Raw genomic sequence first — 14,623 nt, 5'->3', positions numbered from 1 at the left:
AGAACGCGAAAACCCGCGCCACGCGGAGATGTTGTCCCGCGCAGATCTCCATTGGGAAAAGGTTCGTCCGGAAAAGCCGGTTCCCGGTTCTCCCGCGATCAACTCGGGTTACCGTTTTGGTGAACATCACCCGAGGTGGAGGTGAACGCGATGGCGGACGTCGCTGCGCTGGTCCGGTCCAGCTGGACCCGCGGTGAACCCGGCCGGGACGCACCGGTCGAGCTGGTCAGGGCGTTGTACCGCTGGTGGGTCGTCGCGATGGTGTTCAAGATCCTCGGCGCCACCTGGGACATCTCCTGGCACTTCCGGTGGCTGCGGGACGACCTCGCGCCACCGCACCTGCTCAACACCGTCGGCACGGTGATGGTGATCGGGCTGGTCGTCTACCACAGCTACACCGGCATCGGCGCCGACAAGACCACGCTGCGCTGGATGCAGTGGGGTCTGGGGATCTTCCTGGTCGCCGCGCCGCTGGACGTGATCAACCACCGGGTCAACGGCCTCGACATCACCGCCTGGAGCCCGTCGCACGCCCTGCTCTACCTGGGAACCGGGATGATGAGCATCGGCCTGCTGGTGGGCTGGAACCGGCTCGGCCGCACCGACCGGTACTACTACCCGGTCGCGTGCTTCCTGTGGTTCACCGTGATCGACAACTTCATGTTCCTCAACCAGCACCAGGAGTACGGCGTGCTCGGGCTGGCGGCGTGGGAGCGCGGGACGCCCTACGCCGAGGACAGCCTGCTGCAGTTCGCCGCCGACCAGCTCCACCGGCCGCTGGACTACATCGCGGTGGAGAACTTCACGCTTCCCACGCCCGACTGGCTCTACCCGACCTGGGCGGTGCTGACCGGGCTGGGCACCTTGCTGCTCGCGCGGATCCTGGTCGGGCGCCGCTGGACGGCCACGACGGTCGCGGCCGGCTACCTCGCCTTCCGCTGCGTGGCCTGGGTTCTGCTGGCCGCCGCCGGGTTCCCGCTCTCCACGGTGCCGTTCTTCCTGCTGATCGGGGCGCTGGCGATCGACCTGTCCTGCCAGCTGGTGACGCGGTTGCGCCCGCTGGCCGGGGCGGTGGCGGTCACGGCCGCGGCCTACGCGGCGCTGTGGCTGCAGCACGCCTACATCGCCGCGCCGCCGTCGGACTTCGCCTCCGCGCTGTACGTGGTGGTGCTGCTGGCCGTGCTGTGGTGGCTGTTCGAGCACCTCGGCTCGGGTGGCGTCCGGCGCATCGAGCAATACCTGGCCACGGTGCGCGACTGGCGCGTCCGCGACTGAGCCAGCCCCGGTCGCGTCCGCGACCCGCACTACGCGGACGCGACCGGGTCACACCGTGTCGCGTCCGCGACCGGTCACACGATGAGCGGGGCGCGGGAGAGGACGACGCCGAGGCCGTAGGCGACGCCCATCACCGCGACTTCGAAGATCACCCAGGTCAGCAAGGCCGTCGGCTCCTGCCGTGCGATGCGCGGCAGGAGCCGGAATCGCATCTGGGCCCCGATCACGGCCAGCACGACCAGGCACACCGCCTTGCCGATGAGGATCTGGCCGTACTGCGTGGTGACCAGGCCGGCGAGGCCGACGCTCGGCGTGATGATCAGTTCCATCAGGCCGTTGAACAGGCCGGAAGCGCCGACCACCAGCAGGGCGAGTCCGGCGAGCTTGGAGAAGCGCGGCACCGCCTCGGCGAGCAGTCCGCGCCGCGGCGCCACGAACAGGGCCACCGCGGCGAGGCCGCCGACCCACATGGCGGCGCCGACCACGTGCAGCTCCATCGAGATCATGCTGAAGTCGTGGTACTGCCAGTCGGTCGCGTGGCCGGTCAACGGCATCGGCAGCAGCCCGAGCAGCGCGACGATGGTGCGCAGCTCGGTGGGCACCGACTCGCCGAAGCGCACCGCGAACAGCCCCACCACGGCGCAGAGCAGCCCGCCACCGGCGCTGGCGAGCAGGCCGGGACCGGCGGGCACGTTCTCGACGTAGGCGACCAGCAGCCCGGTGGTGGCCGGTGCGCCCGGACTGGCTTCCATGGCCTGCAGGACCAGCGCGACCAGCGCGGCGAGCATCCACACCAGGCCGGTGACGACGGTGAGCTGGCGGGCCCGGGCGGCCACCGGCTCGGTGCGCGCGGGCTGGTCGAAGCCGAGCAGCTTGGGCAGCATCGAGAGTCCGACGGTGGCGAGCGCGGCCAGGTCCAGCAGCGCGCGAGCCACCGGGATGCCCAAGCGGACCAGCGGGGGCAGCTCGGGCAGGCCGGGGATGGTGCCGACGTCGGTGTAGGCGGTGGCGGCGAGCGCGGTCAGCAGAGCGGCGCCCAGCAGAGCCACGACGACCAGCGCTTTCGCAGTGCGCGGACGGTTCTGCTCGCTCTGCTCGTTCCGGGATACCGCTTCGTGAACAGCCACGTTCCGCATGATCTCACCCGAACGTGCCTTCGGAGGAAGTAGTTGCCGCAGATCACGCATCGTGAGGGAAATGTGCCTGAGCGCGATCGCCGCAGTGGACGTGATGTTCTCCCCATGTCGTTTGGGTCACCGTTTTCGCGGCCCGAATGTTGATCTTCATTTCGATCGACGTGCCTGCTCCCCAGGCGTGCGGGGCGGAAAGGCTTCAATCTCGGCGATTTGTCGGGGAGTGGTACCGGGACCGCCGACCGCGGTTGTCGGATGTGTTGCTGACAAAGTCCTCAGCGTTGTTGTTCTAGAGTCAGCGGCGTGGTTCCGGTGGATGACGCACTTGTGCGCGCGAAGTGCGCTATCGGCGTGCGCGATTTGTCGGGGCGTCGAGAAGTGTTCACCGGATCGGTTCCCGCGAATTCCGCTCAACGTCGGCCTGGCGGTGAACAATTCGTGCTTTGCTGTGGCTCCTGGCCCGCACTGCGGGATCACCCTGGGTTCAGCCGGGGCAACTCAGGGCACCCTCCGGGTGACTCTGAGATGGGTTCTCGCAGCCAGAACGCGGGCTCGGCACGAGGGTGGCTTGCGGGTGGCAACCGCCGCTGGAATGCGAGCACGGTTCGCCTCAGGGAAATTGGGGGTCCGGCCCCGGATGTGCGCCGGGCTCGCGAGACGCGAGATTGAGCGGTGTGGACGGACAGGGTGTCATGCAACGCGCGCTAGGGCGTGATCTGCGATGACCGCGCTTGCGGTGGTGCTGGCGGCGCTGGGCGCCTGCGGGTACGCGGTGGGAGCCCGCCTGCAGCACGCGGCGGTGCACGCCGCGATGGACGGTGGCGGCCTCGGCCTGCGCAGCCAGGCCCAGCTCGTGCGCAACCCGCGCTGGCTGGCCGGGCTGGCCGCGCTCGGCAGCGGGGCTGGACTGCACGTGTGCGCGCTGGGGCTCGCCCCGCTGAGCGTCGTGCAACCCATCGGGGTGCTCGCGCTGCCCATCACCGTGCTGCTCAACTTCCGGGAGCAGGGCTACAGCCGGCGCGAGGTCAGCCCGAGCATGGTCGTGGCGGTGCTCGCCGCGACCGGCGGACTGGCCGTGTTCGTGCTGCTGGCCGCAGGCAGCGCCACGCCCACACCGGTCGGGGACGCCGATCAGTTCACCGCCACCCAGATCGTCGCGGTGGCCGTGCTGGTGCTCGGCGTGGTCGCGGTCGCGACCCGCTCGAAGGTGCGCTGCGTGCTCTTCGCCGCCGGGTGCGCCGTGGCCTACGGGTACGTGTCGCTGATGGCCCGTGCCGTGGCGCAGCAGGTCGGCACCTGGGATCTGCTCGCGATCAACCTGCTCTCCGTGCTGGGCATCTCCGTGGCGATGGTGGCCGGCGGCTGGCTGCTGCAGCACGCCTACGCCAGCGGCCCGCCCGACCTGGTCGTGGCCTGCTTGACCGTCATCGATCCGCTGGTGGCCGTCGGCCTGGGGATCGGCCTGCTCGGCGAGGCCGACCACGTCAGCGGCTGGGTCGCCGCGGCGGAGGCGGTCTGCGCGCTGGTGGCCTGCGCCGGGGTGTTCGCCCTCGCGCGGCACCACCCCGACACGACCGAACGGCGCACGTCGGACAGGCTGGAGGGTGCCCCTGGCGGGGCTGACCAGTCGCCCACCGAAGTTCCCACCGGTACCGCCGGACACCGCACGTCCCCTCGTCCTAACGGGAGTTCCTCTTGACTTCGCAACCGTCGCGCAGGCGCCCGCTGCGGATCGTGGTCGGTGCGACCACGTACCCGCCGCACGTCAACGGGGCCGCCAACTTCGGGCACCGGCTCGCCACGGGCCTGTCCGCCAGGGGGCACGAGGTTCACGTGGTGTGCCACTCCGACAGCCGCGAACCCCGCACCGAGGTCGAGGACGGCGTGCTGGTGCACCGCGTGGGCTCCTACAGCTCGCCGTTCCACCCGACGATCCGCGGGCTGATGCCGTGGCAGGCCCGGCAGGCGGACGGTCTGCTGGAGGAGATCCAGCCCGACATCGTGCACGTCCAGTCGCACTTCTTCATCTGCCGCGGCCTGATCGACTCCGCCCGCAAGCGCGGCATCGGTGTCGTGGCGACCAACCACTTCATGCCGGAGAACATCTTCGGCTACTTCAAGATCCCTCCCTTCCTGCAGAACGCGGCTGCGCGCCTGCTCTGGCACAACCTGATCAAGCACTACCGCAAGGCGCAGATGGTCACCGCGCCGACGCCGCGCGCCGTGCAACTGCTGCAGGACAACGGATTCGACCGCACGGCGCTGCCGGTGTCCTGCGGCATCGACGTCGACCGCTACCGGCGCCCCGCCGCCCGCTACCGCGAGCAGAACCCGGACCCGGAGACCCGGACCGTGCTGTTCGTCGGCAGGCTCGACGAGGAGAAGCACATCGACGACCTGCTGCGGGCGATGTCGTTGCTGCGCACCGAGGTCCGGACGCGGCTGGAGATCGTCGGCAACGGTGCTCGCCGCGAGTACTTCGAGCAGCTGGCCACCGAGCTCGGCGTCGGCGACCGGGTTCACTTCCACGGCTTCCTCAGCGACGAGGAGCTGCTGGAGGCCTACGCCAGGGCAGACCTGTTCTGCATGCCCAGCATCGCCGAGCTGCAGAGCCTGGCGACCATGGAAGCCATGTCCGCTGCGACCCCGGTCGTGCTGGCCAACGCGATGGCCCTGCCGCACCTGGTCCGCCCGGGCGAGAACGGCTGGCTGTACCCGCCGCGCGACGTGCATGCGCTCGCGGGCGCGATCAGCGACGTACTGGCCGACCGAGCCACCATCGACAGGATGGGCGAGGCCAGCCAGCGCTTGGTCTCCCGCCACGACATCGATGAGATCCTCGGCCGCTTCGAAACCCTCTACCACCACGTGATCGACCCGAACAGCGCCGTGGAGCTCGACGAGATCAGCACCGAACTGGCGAGCTGATCATGATCACCCCCGACCTGCACCCGAAGGAGCGCGTAGCTCGGATCAACGGTTCGGACCTGCACTACTGGGTCTACCGCGAGGAGCTCGGCCCCACCGCTGACACCGTGCTGATCGTGCACGGGCTGCGCGGCACGCACCACGGTCTGGAGCTCATCGCGGCAGGCCTGGCGGGCAAGCGCGTCGTGATCCCGGACCTGCCCGGGTTCGGGGACTCCGGGCCCTTGACCGGGCGGCACGACGTCGCCGGCTACGCCGAGGTGATCGCCGAGCTGATCGATCGGCTCGGCGGCGCCGAGCGGCCGATCGTGCTGGTCGGGCATTCGTTCGGTTCGATCGTCGCCTCCCGCCTGGCGGCTTCCCGCCCGTCGTGGGTGCACCGGTTGGTGCTGATCAACCCCATCGCCACCTCCGCGCTGCGCGGTCCGCACGCGGCGCTGGCGGGGTTGACCGCGGCCTACTACTCGCTCGGGGAGCGGCTGCCCTCCCGCGCCGGTCGTTCGCTGCTGACCAACCGCTGGGTGGTGCTCGCGGCCAGCCGTGCGATGACCCGGACCCGGGACAAGAAGCTGCGCGGGTTCATCGACGACAACCACCTGCAGCACTTCAGCCGCTTCCACTCGCCGGCCGTGGTCAACCAGTCCTTCCAGGCTTCGGTGACCCACACCGTGACCGACTACGCCGATCAGCTGCGGATGCCGGTGCTGCTGGTCGCGGGTGAGCACGACGAGATCGCGCCCGTGGCCGGCCAGCGCGCGCTCGCCGCCCGGTTGCCGGACGCCGAACTCGTGGTGATCTCGGACGTCGGGCACCTCGTGCACTACGAGACGCCCGAAGCCGCCGCGGCCGAGATCGTCCGGTTCCTGGGACGTTGCGACCACAGGGAGAGGCTCGCGATCCCGGAGCAGACTCGATGAAGCTCGTGGTCGACGCGCGGTGGACGCGCACCGATCAGCACGACGGAATCAGCCGCTACGGCGCGAGCCTCATCGAAGCGCTGCACCAGCTCCACCCCGTGACGATGCTGATCCACGACGAGCGGCAGCTCGACCTGCTGCCCGACGGGGTTCCGCACGTGCTGATCAACAGCCCGATGTCACCGCGCGAGCTGTGGGTCTCGCGCACCCTGAACCGCCTCGGCGCCGACGTGGTGTTCAGCCCGATGCAGATCATCGGCGGGTTCGGCCGCGACTACCGCTTGGTGCTCACGTTGCACGACCTCATCTACTACCGGCACCCGGAACCGCCGGGATTCCTCCCGCTGCCCGTCAAGGTGGCCTGGCGGCTCTACCACCAGGCGTACTGGCCGCAGCGCGTGATGCTCAACCGCGCCGACGCCGTGGTGACGGTCAGCGACACCACCCGGCGGTTGATCGAGCGTCACCGGCTGGCTCGCAGGCCGGTCACCGTCGTGCACAACGCACCTCAGCCCCGGGCCGTACCGGCCGCACCGGACGCGCCGGACGGCGGTCCGCGCGAGCTGGTGTACATGGGTTCGTTCATGCCGTACAAGGACGTCGAGACGTTGCTGGCGGGCATGACCTTCCTTCCTGGTCACCGGCTGCACCTGGTCAGCCGGATCGCGCCGCAGCGGGAGGCCGAGCTGCGCGAGCAGCTGCCGCCGGGCGCGGACGTGGTGTTCTGGCGGGGGATCGGGGAGGACGAGTACCAGCGGCTGCTGGCCCGGGCCAGCGCGCTGGTCACGGCGTCTCGGGACGAAGGATTCGGGTTGCCGGTCATCGAGGCGATGAACGCGGGGACGCCGGTGGTCTGCAGCGATCTGGAGATCTTCCACGAGGTCACCGGTGGGCACGCGAAGTTCTTCGAGTCGGGGAGGCCGAAGGACTTCGCCGATGCCGTGCGCGAGCTGGAGGACGACCAGGCGCGCGCGGACCTGGTCGCGGCGGCCCGGACCCAGGCGGCGAAGTTCACCTGGCAGAACTCCGCCGAACGACTCCTGGACCTGGTGTGGAACCTGGCCGACCGAGGTCAGTGACTCCAGACCTTGATGGCCCGGGCCACGTATCCGGCCTGCGGCGTCTGGGAACCCGTGGGGTGCGTGTCGAAATCAGCCTCCTCGTCGCAGCGCGGATCCTGGTACACCGTCACCGGATGGCCCGTGTTGTTGGCGAAGGACAAAGCCTCCCAGTCGGTTTCGAGCGCCGTGCACTGCTCGATGCCGGTGGTGCGCAGCGCCAGATCGCGTGGCTGACCGCCGAACCCTGTCTCGGGCCAGACGCAGAAAGACCCTTCGGGGCAGGTGTTCCGGGACACCTCGGCGTCGGCCGGTGGTCCGGCGAGCAGCGCGGCCAACGACAGCGCCGTCGACAGCAGCAGCCCCAGCGCGAGCGACCAGCGGGATCGGAAGCGGTCGGCCGCGGGCCGGCCGGGCGCGTAGGAGGACATGACGGGATTCCTTTCGATGAAGGGGAATTCGATCCAGGATGCGGCGCAGTTCGCCGCGTTGGAGCAAGATTGGCGGCCGAGCGGAACCGTTTCCAGCGAATTCGCCGGATACACCACCTATGGGTGGATTCCCAGGCGTGGAAAGGCATTCCGGATCAGCGGAAGATCGGCCCGCGATCTCCGCCGGATGCACCACGATCGAGGCATCAAGTCCGGTGTGCGGTAGCTGAGCCCCACCGGACGGGAGGACCCGTGGGTCGGGCCCTTCATCATCGCGGTGGAGCTCAGCCGTGGAACCGCGAGCCCCGCGGTGGCCTGGTGACCGTCCTGGACGGCCGGGGCTCACCGACGGGATGAGGCCGCTGGACGCGGCTCGCGAGGTCGCCGGCTTCGGTGGCCGACGACCTGCATGAGGCCGGGCCTGGGCGCGCACCTTCCTCGGCGGCTGCCCGGTTCTCGGGCGGGCAGGCTGGAAGGGCCGCTTCAGCGGCGGGATGAGAAATGGGGAATCACAGGAAGCAGCCGCTCACGAATCCTGAAATCTGGCTGCTCTCGTTGGTGACGTCGAGCCATTGCGTCACGGTTCTGCCGTCCTCGCAGACGATGGGTTCGCCCTCGATTCTGCGGTGAATCGTGGCGGTGTCCCCAGGATTGCCGATTCCACGCACGGATGCGCTGGTGCCGGGTTCTGAGCGGATCCGCGTTCCGAAGGCGAGGAAGTCGGTGGTGTCCTGTGCCGGAGCCGCCTGCGCGGCCTGGACCAGGACGTCTCGGATTTCAACGGCGATGGTCGCGATTTGGGTTCCGAGCCCGGTGATGGGCACGATCGCGGCCACCGCCATGCCTAACAGGGCATTCCGAAGCTTGCGCATCACAAACCCCCACTTGGCCCGGGCTTTCGCTTTTCGACCGGATTTTCGGCGAATGTGTGGGCGGGTCCGGGCCGATTCCCAGTTTATTGACCAGGACCCGGAACAGCAGTGTCCGATCGGGTAAGGCGAATTCGTGCGGGGCACGCACGGAACCCGGTGACGCGCAGCGGCCGGGACTCGTTCCGCAACACCTCGGGCGGGTGAGGGGCCGACCAACATCGACCCGGTCCGCGATGACGAAGGGCGCCAGGGGAACACGTGGTCCCCTGGCGCCCTTCGAACTCGTGTTTCTACCGGTCAGCTGTTGCGCGATCCGATCCCGGTGAGGGAGCGGACCTCCATCTCGGCCTGGCGTTCGACGTCCCGCTCCTGCTTGCCCACGAAGGTGCCGATGGCGGCGAACAGGAACGAGATCGGGATCGAGACGATGCCCGGGTTCTTCAGCGGGAAGAACGCGAAGTCCACGCTCGGGATGATCGAGTCCGAGGACCCGGACACGACCGGGGAGAAGATCACCAGCAGCAGGCAGGAGATCAAGCCGCTGTAGATGCCCCAGAGGGTGCCGGTGGTGTTGAACCTCTTCCAGAACAGCGTGTAGAGCAGCGTGGAGAGGTTCGCCGACGCCGCGAAGGCGAAGGCCAGACCGACCAGGAACGCCACGTTCTGCCCGATCACCAGGATGCCGCCGAGGATCGACGTGGCGCCGATGACCAGGGCCGTCATGCGGGCCACCCACACCACGCGGCCGGAATCGACCTCACCGCCGCGAACGACGCTCGCGTAGACGTCGTGCGCGAAGGACGCCGATGCGGTCAGCGTCAGGCCTGCGACCACCGCCAGGATCGTGGCGAAGGCGACCGCCGAGATGATGCCCAGCAGGACGGTGCCGCCGATCCGGTAGGCCAGCAGCGGCGCTGCGGAGTTCTCCGCACCGGGCGCTGCCAGGATCGCGTCGGTGCCCACCAGCGCGCTGGCGCCGTAGCCGATGATCAGCGTGCAGAGGTAGAAGATCGCCATCGTCCAGGTCGCCCACACCACCGAACGCCGCGCCTCGCGCGCGTTGGGCACGGTGTAGAAGCGCATCAGCACGTGCGGCAGACCGCCGACGCCCAGCACCAGCGCGAGCGACAGCGAGATGAAGTCCAGCTTGCTGATCTCGGACTTGCCGTACTGCGTGCCGGGCGCGAAGATCGCGCGGCCGTGCGGGTTGTTGTCCGCCGCGGCTCCCAGCAGCTCGGTCATGCTGTAGCTGAACTTGCCGAGCAGGAAGATCGTGATCAGCACCGCGCTGAGCACGAGCATGGTGGCCTTGATGATCTGCACCCACGTGGTGCCTTTCATCCCGCCGACCAGCACGTAGACCATCATGACGGCGCCGACGCCGGCCATCACCAGCATCTGTCCGAAATGGCCGTGCACGTTGAGCAGCAGCGCGACGAGACCACCGGCGCCGGCGATCTGGGCGATCATGTACATGATCGTGATGGCCAGCGTGGACGTCGCGGCCGCGGCGCGCACCGGGCGCTGCTTCATCCGGAAGCTGAGCACGTCGCCCATGGTGAATCGGCCCGTGTTGCGGGTGCGTTCGGCCAGCAGCAGCAGGTTGATCAGCCACGCGACCAGGAAGCCGATGCTGTAGAGGAAGCCGTCGTAGCCGTAGATCGCGATCGCACCGGCGATGCCCAGGAACGACGCCGCCGAGAGGTAGTCACCGGACAGCGCGATACCGTTCTGCGCACCGCTGAAGGCGCTGCCCGCGACGAAGTAGTCGCTGGCGGTGCCGCGGTTGCTGACGCGGTAGACGATGAACAGCGTGATCAGCACGAACGCCGCGAAAACGCTGACGTTGATGATGATGCTGTCGTCGGGGATGACGGTGGACTGGGCAAGGTTCATCGGTCGAACTCTCCGGCCTGCTCACGGATTTCGTCGACGCGCGGGTCGATGTGGCGACGGGCGAACCGGACGTAGAGGGTGGTCAGCCCGACGGTGGTGACGAACTGCCCGATTCCCAGCAGCAATCCGACGTTGACCTCGCCGTAGACCGGCTCCGCCAGCTCTTCCGGGAAGTAGGCCGCGGCCAGCACGTAGCCCAGGTACCAGATCAGGAAAAACGCCGTCGCGGGAAAAACGAACCATTTAAGGCGACGGCGGAGGCTGCGGAATTCGGCGCTCTGCTGGATAGCGGTGAAATCGGGCCCGTCGGCGGTAGTGCGAACCGCGCTCTTCTCGATTCCGCCGAACGCCGCGCGTTGATTTCCGGGCTCGCGCGGCGAACCGCGCAGCGCGGATTGCGTTGCGTTGCTCATGCATCCTTCCTGGGCTTCGCGGTGTGCCGGCCGGGGTCGCCGAGCTGGCGGAGGCGGGCAATTCTTACCACTCTTCTACCTCTATCGACACTGTGGGGAGCAACACTTCGAAGCCTCCATTTCACCCGTCTGAGCAGCAACGGAGTCAACAGGCAGCGACGGATGGGCGACTCTCGGTTACTGGTCGGTAAGGCCAGGTCAGGGACCTGCGCTTTCAAGATCGGAAGTCGTTGACCAGCTGTTACATCGTCTCACGGGCCAGAGTTGAGGCCTTCTTTTGGGCCGAACGGGTGAAATTGCGTCAGGCGTCCCCCGAACTGATCGAACACTCGGCGTGATCTCGCCTGTTTGGCGTAGCGGATTGCTGAAAAGCCCCCGGTGCTTTCCTTGCGCCAAGGGCATATAGTGCTTGGACACTGAGAGGTAGTCGTCGGAACGGGAAGGGTCACGGTTCGATACCAGTGTCCGGAATGTGTTGGCCGGGGCAGCCATCGGTGACGCTGAGTGTCGACGAGATCTTGATGGCACGGAGACCCGCGTTGGTTCGCCGGCCCCGAGTCCTCCCGACGCGGCCGCCTTTCACCCCAGACCATCAGCACGACGATTGCGGGACCGCACGCATGCGCCGTTCGCCTACGCTTTGTTCGACACGCCTGCTTGACCAGCGCGGAGACGCACAGGGAGATCGCTCGTGAGCGGGGGTCGGCGGACCGCCGGCTTCCTGCAGTGGCGCAACTGGTCGCTGCCCACGAAGCTGGCCGCCGTCGTCCTGGTGCCCGTCATCTTCGCGATCACGCTCGGTGTCGGGCAGATTCAGTGGCAGGTCGAGCAGGCCGACGACTACGGCCGGGTCGCGAAGGTGCTCGACGCCGAGAAGAAGATGGAACCGCTGATGAGCGGTCTCCAGCTGGAGCGCAACCGCGCGGTGGAGAACCTGGTCGGAGACGGCCAGATCAACCAGTTCACCGACCAGGTCGGCGCCACCGACAAGGCCGCTGAAGACCTGCGCCTCATCCTCACCGAGAACGACGTCTACACCGAGGTCGTCCAGGCGCGCTTCGCCGAGACGCGCAGGGCACTGGACAGCCTGACCGCGCTGCGCGCCGGCGTTCAGGCCAGGAAGGTCACGGCGAACCAGGCGATCGACGCCTACAGCCTGGCGATCCGCGCCACGCTCAACCTGGACCGCGCGCTGACCACCAGCGTCGCCGACCCGGCGATCTCCAACACCGCCACCGCGCTGACCGACATGCTCGGCCTGACCGAAGAGGTCCGGTTGCAGCAGGCCCTGGTGCTCTCGGGCCTCAGCGACGGCTCGCTGGACCCACCGACGCTCAACAACCTCTCCGGTTCCCGCGCCCGGCTCGAGTCGAAGATCAACGACGCCGGTTCCAGCGTGGCCAAGCACTGGCAGCAGCGACTCATGCAGCAGCTGCAGGTCCCGGCGATCGTGCAGCGCAACCAGATGCTCGCCTCGGTCATCGTGGAGAGCACCGACGGCAAGTCCAGCGGCGGGTTCACCGTCCAGCGCGAAGCGTGGAACGCCACCAGCAACGGCTCCGTGGAGACCATCGAGGGCGGTCGCGGTGAGCTGGCGACCGAGGTCCGCACCATCGCGCAGGGACTGGCCGACGACGCCAGCGACCGCGCCGGCTGGGACTCGGTCATGCTCCTGGCCTCGCTGATCGCCGCCGCTGCCGTGATCATCATGATCACCCGCCAGCTGCTCGGATCGCTGCGCGAGCTGCGGATCGGTGCGCTCGACGCGGCCGAGTACGACCTGCCGCAGGCGGTCACCTCGGTCCGCGAGGGCAAGGGCGCCGAGGCCGAGGTCCCGCCGCTGCCGGTCAGCACCACCGAAGAGGTCGGCCAGGTGGCGCGGGCCTTCGACGAGGTCAACCGGCAGGCGCTGCGCCTGGCCGTCGAGCAGGCCGACCTGCGCCGCGGCTACAGCGACGCGTTCGTCAGCGTCTCCCGCCGCAGCCAGGCGCTGCTGGAGCGCCAGCTGCGCCTGTTCGAGGAGCTGGAGCAGGACGAGGAGGACGCGGACCAGCTGTCCAGGCTCTTCCAGCTGGACAACCTGGCGACCCGGATGCGCCGGAACAACGAGAACCTCATGGTGCTCTCCGGCAGCGACCTGGCCCGCCGGTTCACCCAGCCCACCGAGCTCGCCGACGTGCTCCGCTCGTCGGTCTCGGAGATCGAGCAGTACCCGCGGATCGCGGTCCAGCCGACCCCGTCGGTGAAGCTGCGCGGCAACACCGCCAGCGACCTCGTGCGCCTGGTCGCCGAGCTGATGGACAACGGCGCGAACTTCTCCGCGCCGGACACCGTCGTGACCGTCTCCAGCTACCAGTCCGGTGACGGCACGGTCGTGCTGGACGTCCTGGACAACGGCATCGGCATGGGTGACGACGACCTGGCCGACGCCAACCAGCGGCTGTCGCGCGTCGCCGAGGACGACATCTCGACCTCGCGCCGGATGGGCCTGTTCGTGGCCGGTCGCCTGGCCACGCGGCACGGCATCAGCGTCGAGCTGCACGGCGGCCCCGATGTCGAGGGCGTGCGGGCGACGGTTCTGGTCCCGGCCGAGCACGTGGTCTCCGCGCAGCAGGGCGGCCCCTCGCAGATGCCTCCGTCGACGCCGCCCGCGCAGGTCAACGGCCACTCGCTGCCCGGCCTGCAGAGCTCGGGATCGTTCCCGGGCACGAGTGCTCCGCTGCCGCGCCGGATCCCGGCGGAGCAGCCGGAGGAGCAGGGCTGGCAGACGCAGGAACCGGCCTGGCAGGGCCAGGACCCGTCCTGGGAGCAGCAGTACGACCAGGACTACAACGCCAACGCGCCGACCAGCCTGTTCGAGCCGATCTTCCCGCACGAGCAGGGCGAGCACTCGGGTCAGTTCGACGGTGGCTACTTCGGTGCGGAAGCCGACGGCCAGGCCAACGACTTCTTCACCCCGGCCGGCGGTGAGGGTTCACAGACCAGCAGCTTCTTCGGCTCCTCGCTGGACTACGAACCGCAGGACCACCAGGCCGAGGAGTCCGCGCCCGAGCCGGTGCGCAACGACCTGGCGGGGCAGTGGTTCATGCCCGCGGCCTCGGACTCGGTCTCGGAGACCGGCGAGTTCCACTGGCCGGAGACCAAGGACGGCGACTCCGCCCTGTTCACCTCCGAGCAGTCGGCCGACGACGAGCCGAGCCTGACCTCCTCGGGCCTGCCGCGGCGCAAGCCGCGCAACCCGTCCCCGGCGGAGCCGGCGGACGAGGCCCCGCAGAGCCGCAGCGCGGGGGACATCAGCAAGCAGCTCGCGCACAACGGCGTCCAGTTCGGCCGGACCGATCCGGAATCGGCCTACAAGCCGTGGCCGCCGGAACCGGGCGAGCAGGCTCCCGAGCTGCCGCAGGCGCAGCCGTGGATCCCGCAGACCCCGGAGGCGCAGGCATGGGACTTCGCGGCGGACAAGGCCCGCGAGGCCGCCGAATCCGCTGCGAACCCGCAGGAGACGTCGTTCACCAGCGCGGGACTGCCCCGGCGGAAGCCGAAGGCGAACCTGGTCCCGGGCAGCGTCTCCGACCAGTCGCAGCAGCCGAGCCAGCCTCGGCGGTTCCAGCGCGACCCGGACGCCTTGCGCAACAGGCTCTCGGACTTCCAAGGTGGCGTGAGTCGTGGTCGTCACCGGATGACGGACGAGGGCTGAGTG

At 68.9% G+C, this 14,623-nt stretch carries 11 protein-coding genes; 6 read left to right on the top strand and 5 right to left on the bottom strand.

Annotated features, from left to right (window positions below; all coding sequences use genetic code 11):
* Nucleotides 1-150 precede the first annotated feature (150 nt).
* Nucleotides 151-1,275 carry a hypothetical protein gene (locus tag ACYVF3_RS24860; RefSeq protein ID WP_461156680.1) on the top strand — a complete coding sequence of 375 codons (1,125 nt, stop codon included), beginning with the start codon at nt 151-153 and terminating at the stop codon, nt 1,273-1,275.
* A 74-nt stretch (nt 1,276-1,349) separates the two neighbouring features.
* Here ACYVF3_RS24860 and ACYVF3_RS24855 read toward each other — a convergent pair whose 3' ends face one another.
* Nucleotides 1,350-2,402, bottom strand: a complete 1,053-nt coding sequence (locus ACYVF3_RS24855; RefSeq protein WP_461156679.1) for a copper resistance D family protein — start codon at nt 2,400-2,402, stop codon at nt 1,350-1,352.
* A gap of 727 nt (nt 2,403-3,129) precedes the next feature.
* Here ACYVF3_RS24855 and ACYVF3_RS24850 point away from each other — a divergent pair.
* Genes ACYVF3_RS24850 through ACYVF3_RS24835 form a run of 4 tightly spaced genes read left to right on the top strand, consistent with a single transcriptional unit; the run spans nt 3,130 to nt 7,332 of the window.
* Nucleotides 3,130-4,107, top strand: coding sequence for a DMT family protein (locus tag ACYVF3_RS24850; RefSeq protein WP_461156678.1), 978 nt, complete (start codon nt 3,130-3,132; stop codon nt 4,105-4,107).
* Nucleotides 4,104-5,336, top strand: coding sequence for a glycosyltransferase (locus ACYVF3_RS24845; RefSeq protein WP_461156677.1), 1,233 nt, complete (start codon nt 4,104-4,106; stop codon nt 5,334-5,336). Before ACYVF3_RS24850 ends, ACYVF3_RS24845 begins: the two co-directional genes overlap by 4 nt.
* 2 nt (nt 5,337-5,338) lie before the next feature.
* Nucleotides 5,339-6,253: an alpha/beta fold hydrolase gene (locus ACYVF3_RS24840; RefSeq protein ID WP_461156676.1), complete on the top strand. Its 915-nt coding sequence runs from the start codon at nt 5,339-5,341 to the stop codon at nt 6,251-6,253.
* Nucleotides 6,250-7,332, top strand: coding sequence for a glycosyltransferase family 4 protein (locus ACYVF3_RS24835; RefSeq protein WP_461156675.1), 1,083 nt, complete (start codon nt 6,250-6,252; stop codon nt 7,330-7,332). The genes ACYVF3_RS24840 and ACYVF3_RS24835 overlap by 4 nt, the downstream gene beginning before the upstream one ends.
* On the opposite strand, the gene ACYVF3_RS24830 is transcribed toward ACYVF3_RS24835, so the two are convergent.
* The 4 genes from ACYVF3_RS24830 to ACYVF3_RS24815 all read right to left on the bottom strand — a co-directional run bounded on the left by ACYVF3_RS24830 (nt 7,326) and on the right by ACYVF3_RS24815 (nt 10,923).
* The gene (locus ACYVF3_RS24830) at nt 7,326-7,856 is read right to left on the bottom strand and encodes a peptidase inhibitor family I36 protein (protein WP_461156674.1); all 531 of its coding nucleotides are present in this window, start codon (nt 7,854-7,856) and stop codon (nt 7,326-7,328) included. The two genes, ACYVF3_RS24835 and ACYVF3_RS24830, sit on opposite strands and share 7 nt — an antisense overlap.
* Before the next feature lie 395 nt (nt 7,857-8,251).
* Nucleotides 8,252-8,584, bottom strand: a complete 333-nt coding sequence (locus ACYVF3_RS24825; RefSeq protein ID WP_461156673.1) for a hypothetical protein — start codon at nt 8,582-8,584, stop codon at nt 8,252-8,254.
* A 327-nt stretch (nt 8,585-8,911) separates the two neighbouring features.
* Entirely contained in the window at nt 8,912-10,510 is a 1,599-nt protein-coding gene (locus ACYVF3_RS24820) for a solute symporter family protein (protein ID WP_461156672.1), read from the bottom strand.
* On the bottom strand, nt 10,507-10,923 hold the full coding sequence (locus ACYVF3_RS24815; RefSeq protein WP_461156671.1) for a DUF485 domain-containing protein: 417 nt from the start codon (nt 10,921-10,923) through the stop codon (nt 10,507-10,509). Before ACYVF3_RS24815 ends, ACYVF3_RS24820 begins: the two co-directional genes overlap by 4 nt.
* A 691-nt stretch (nt 10,924-11,614) precedes the next feature.
* On the opposite strand from ACYVF3_RS24815, the gene ACYVF3_RS24810 reads away from it, so the two are divergent.
* A complete protein-coding gene (locus tag ACYVF3_RS24810) occupies nt 11,615-14,620 on the top strand; it encodes a sensor histidine kinase (protein WP_461156670.1) in 3,006 nt (1,001 codons plus the stop codon).
* The last annotated feature ends 3 nt before the right edge of the window (nt 14,621-14,623 follow it).

It is taken from the genome of Saccharopolyspora tripterygii, assembly GCF_054778355.1.
Note: the sequence above shows the minus strand (reverse complement) of the source record. Positions and strands in the feature narration are given on the sequence as shown.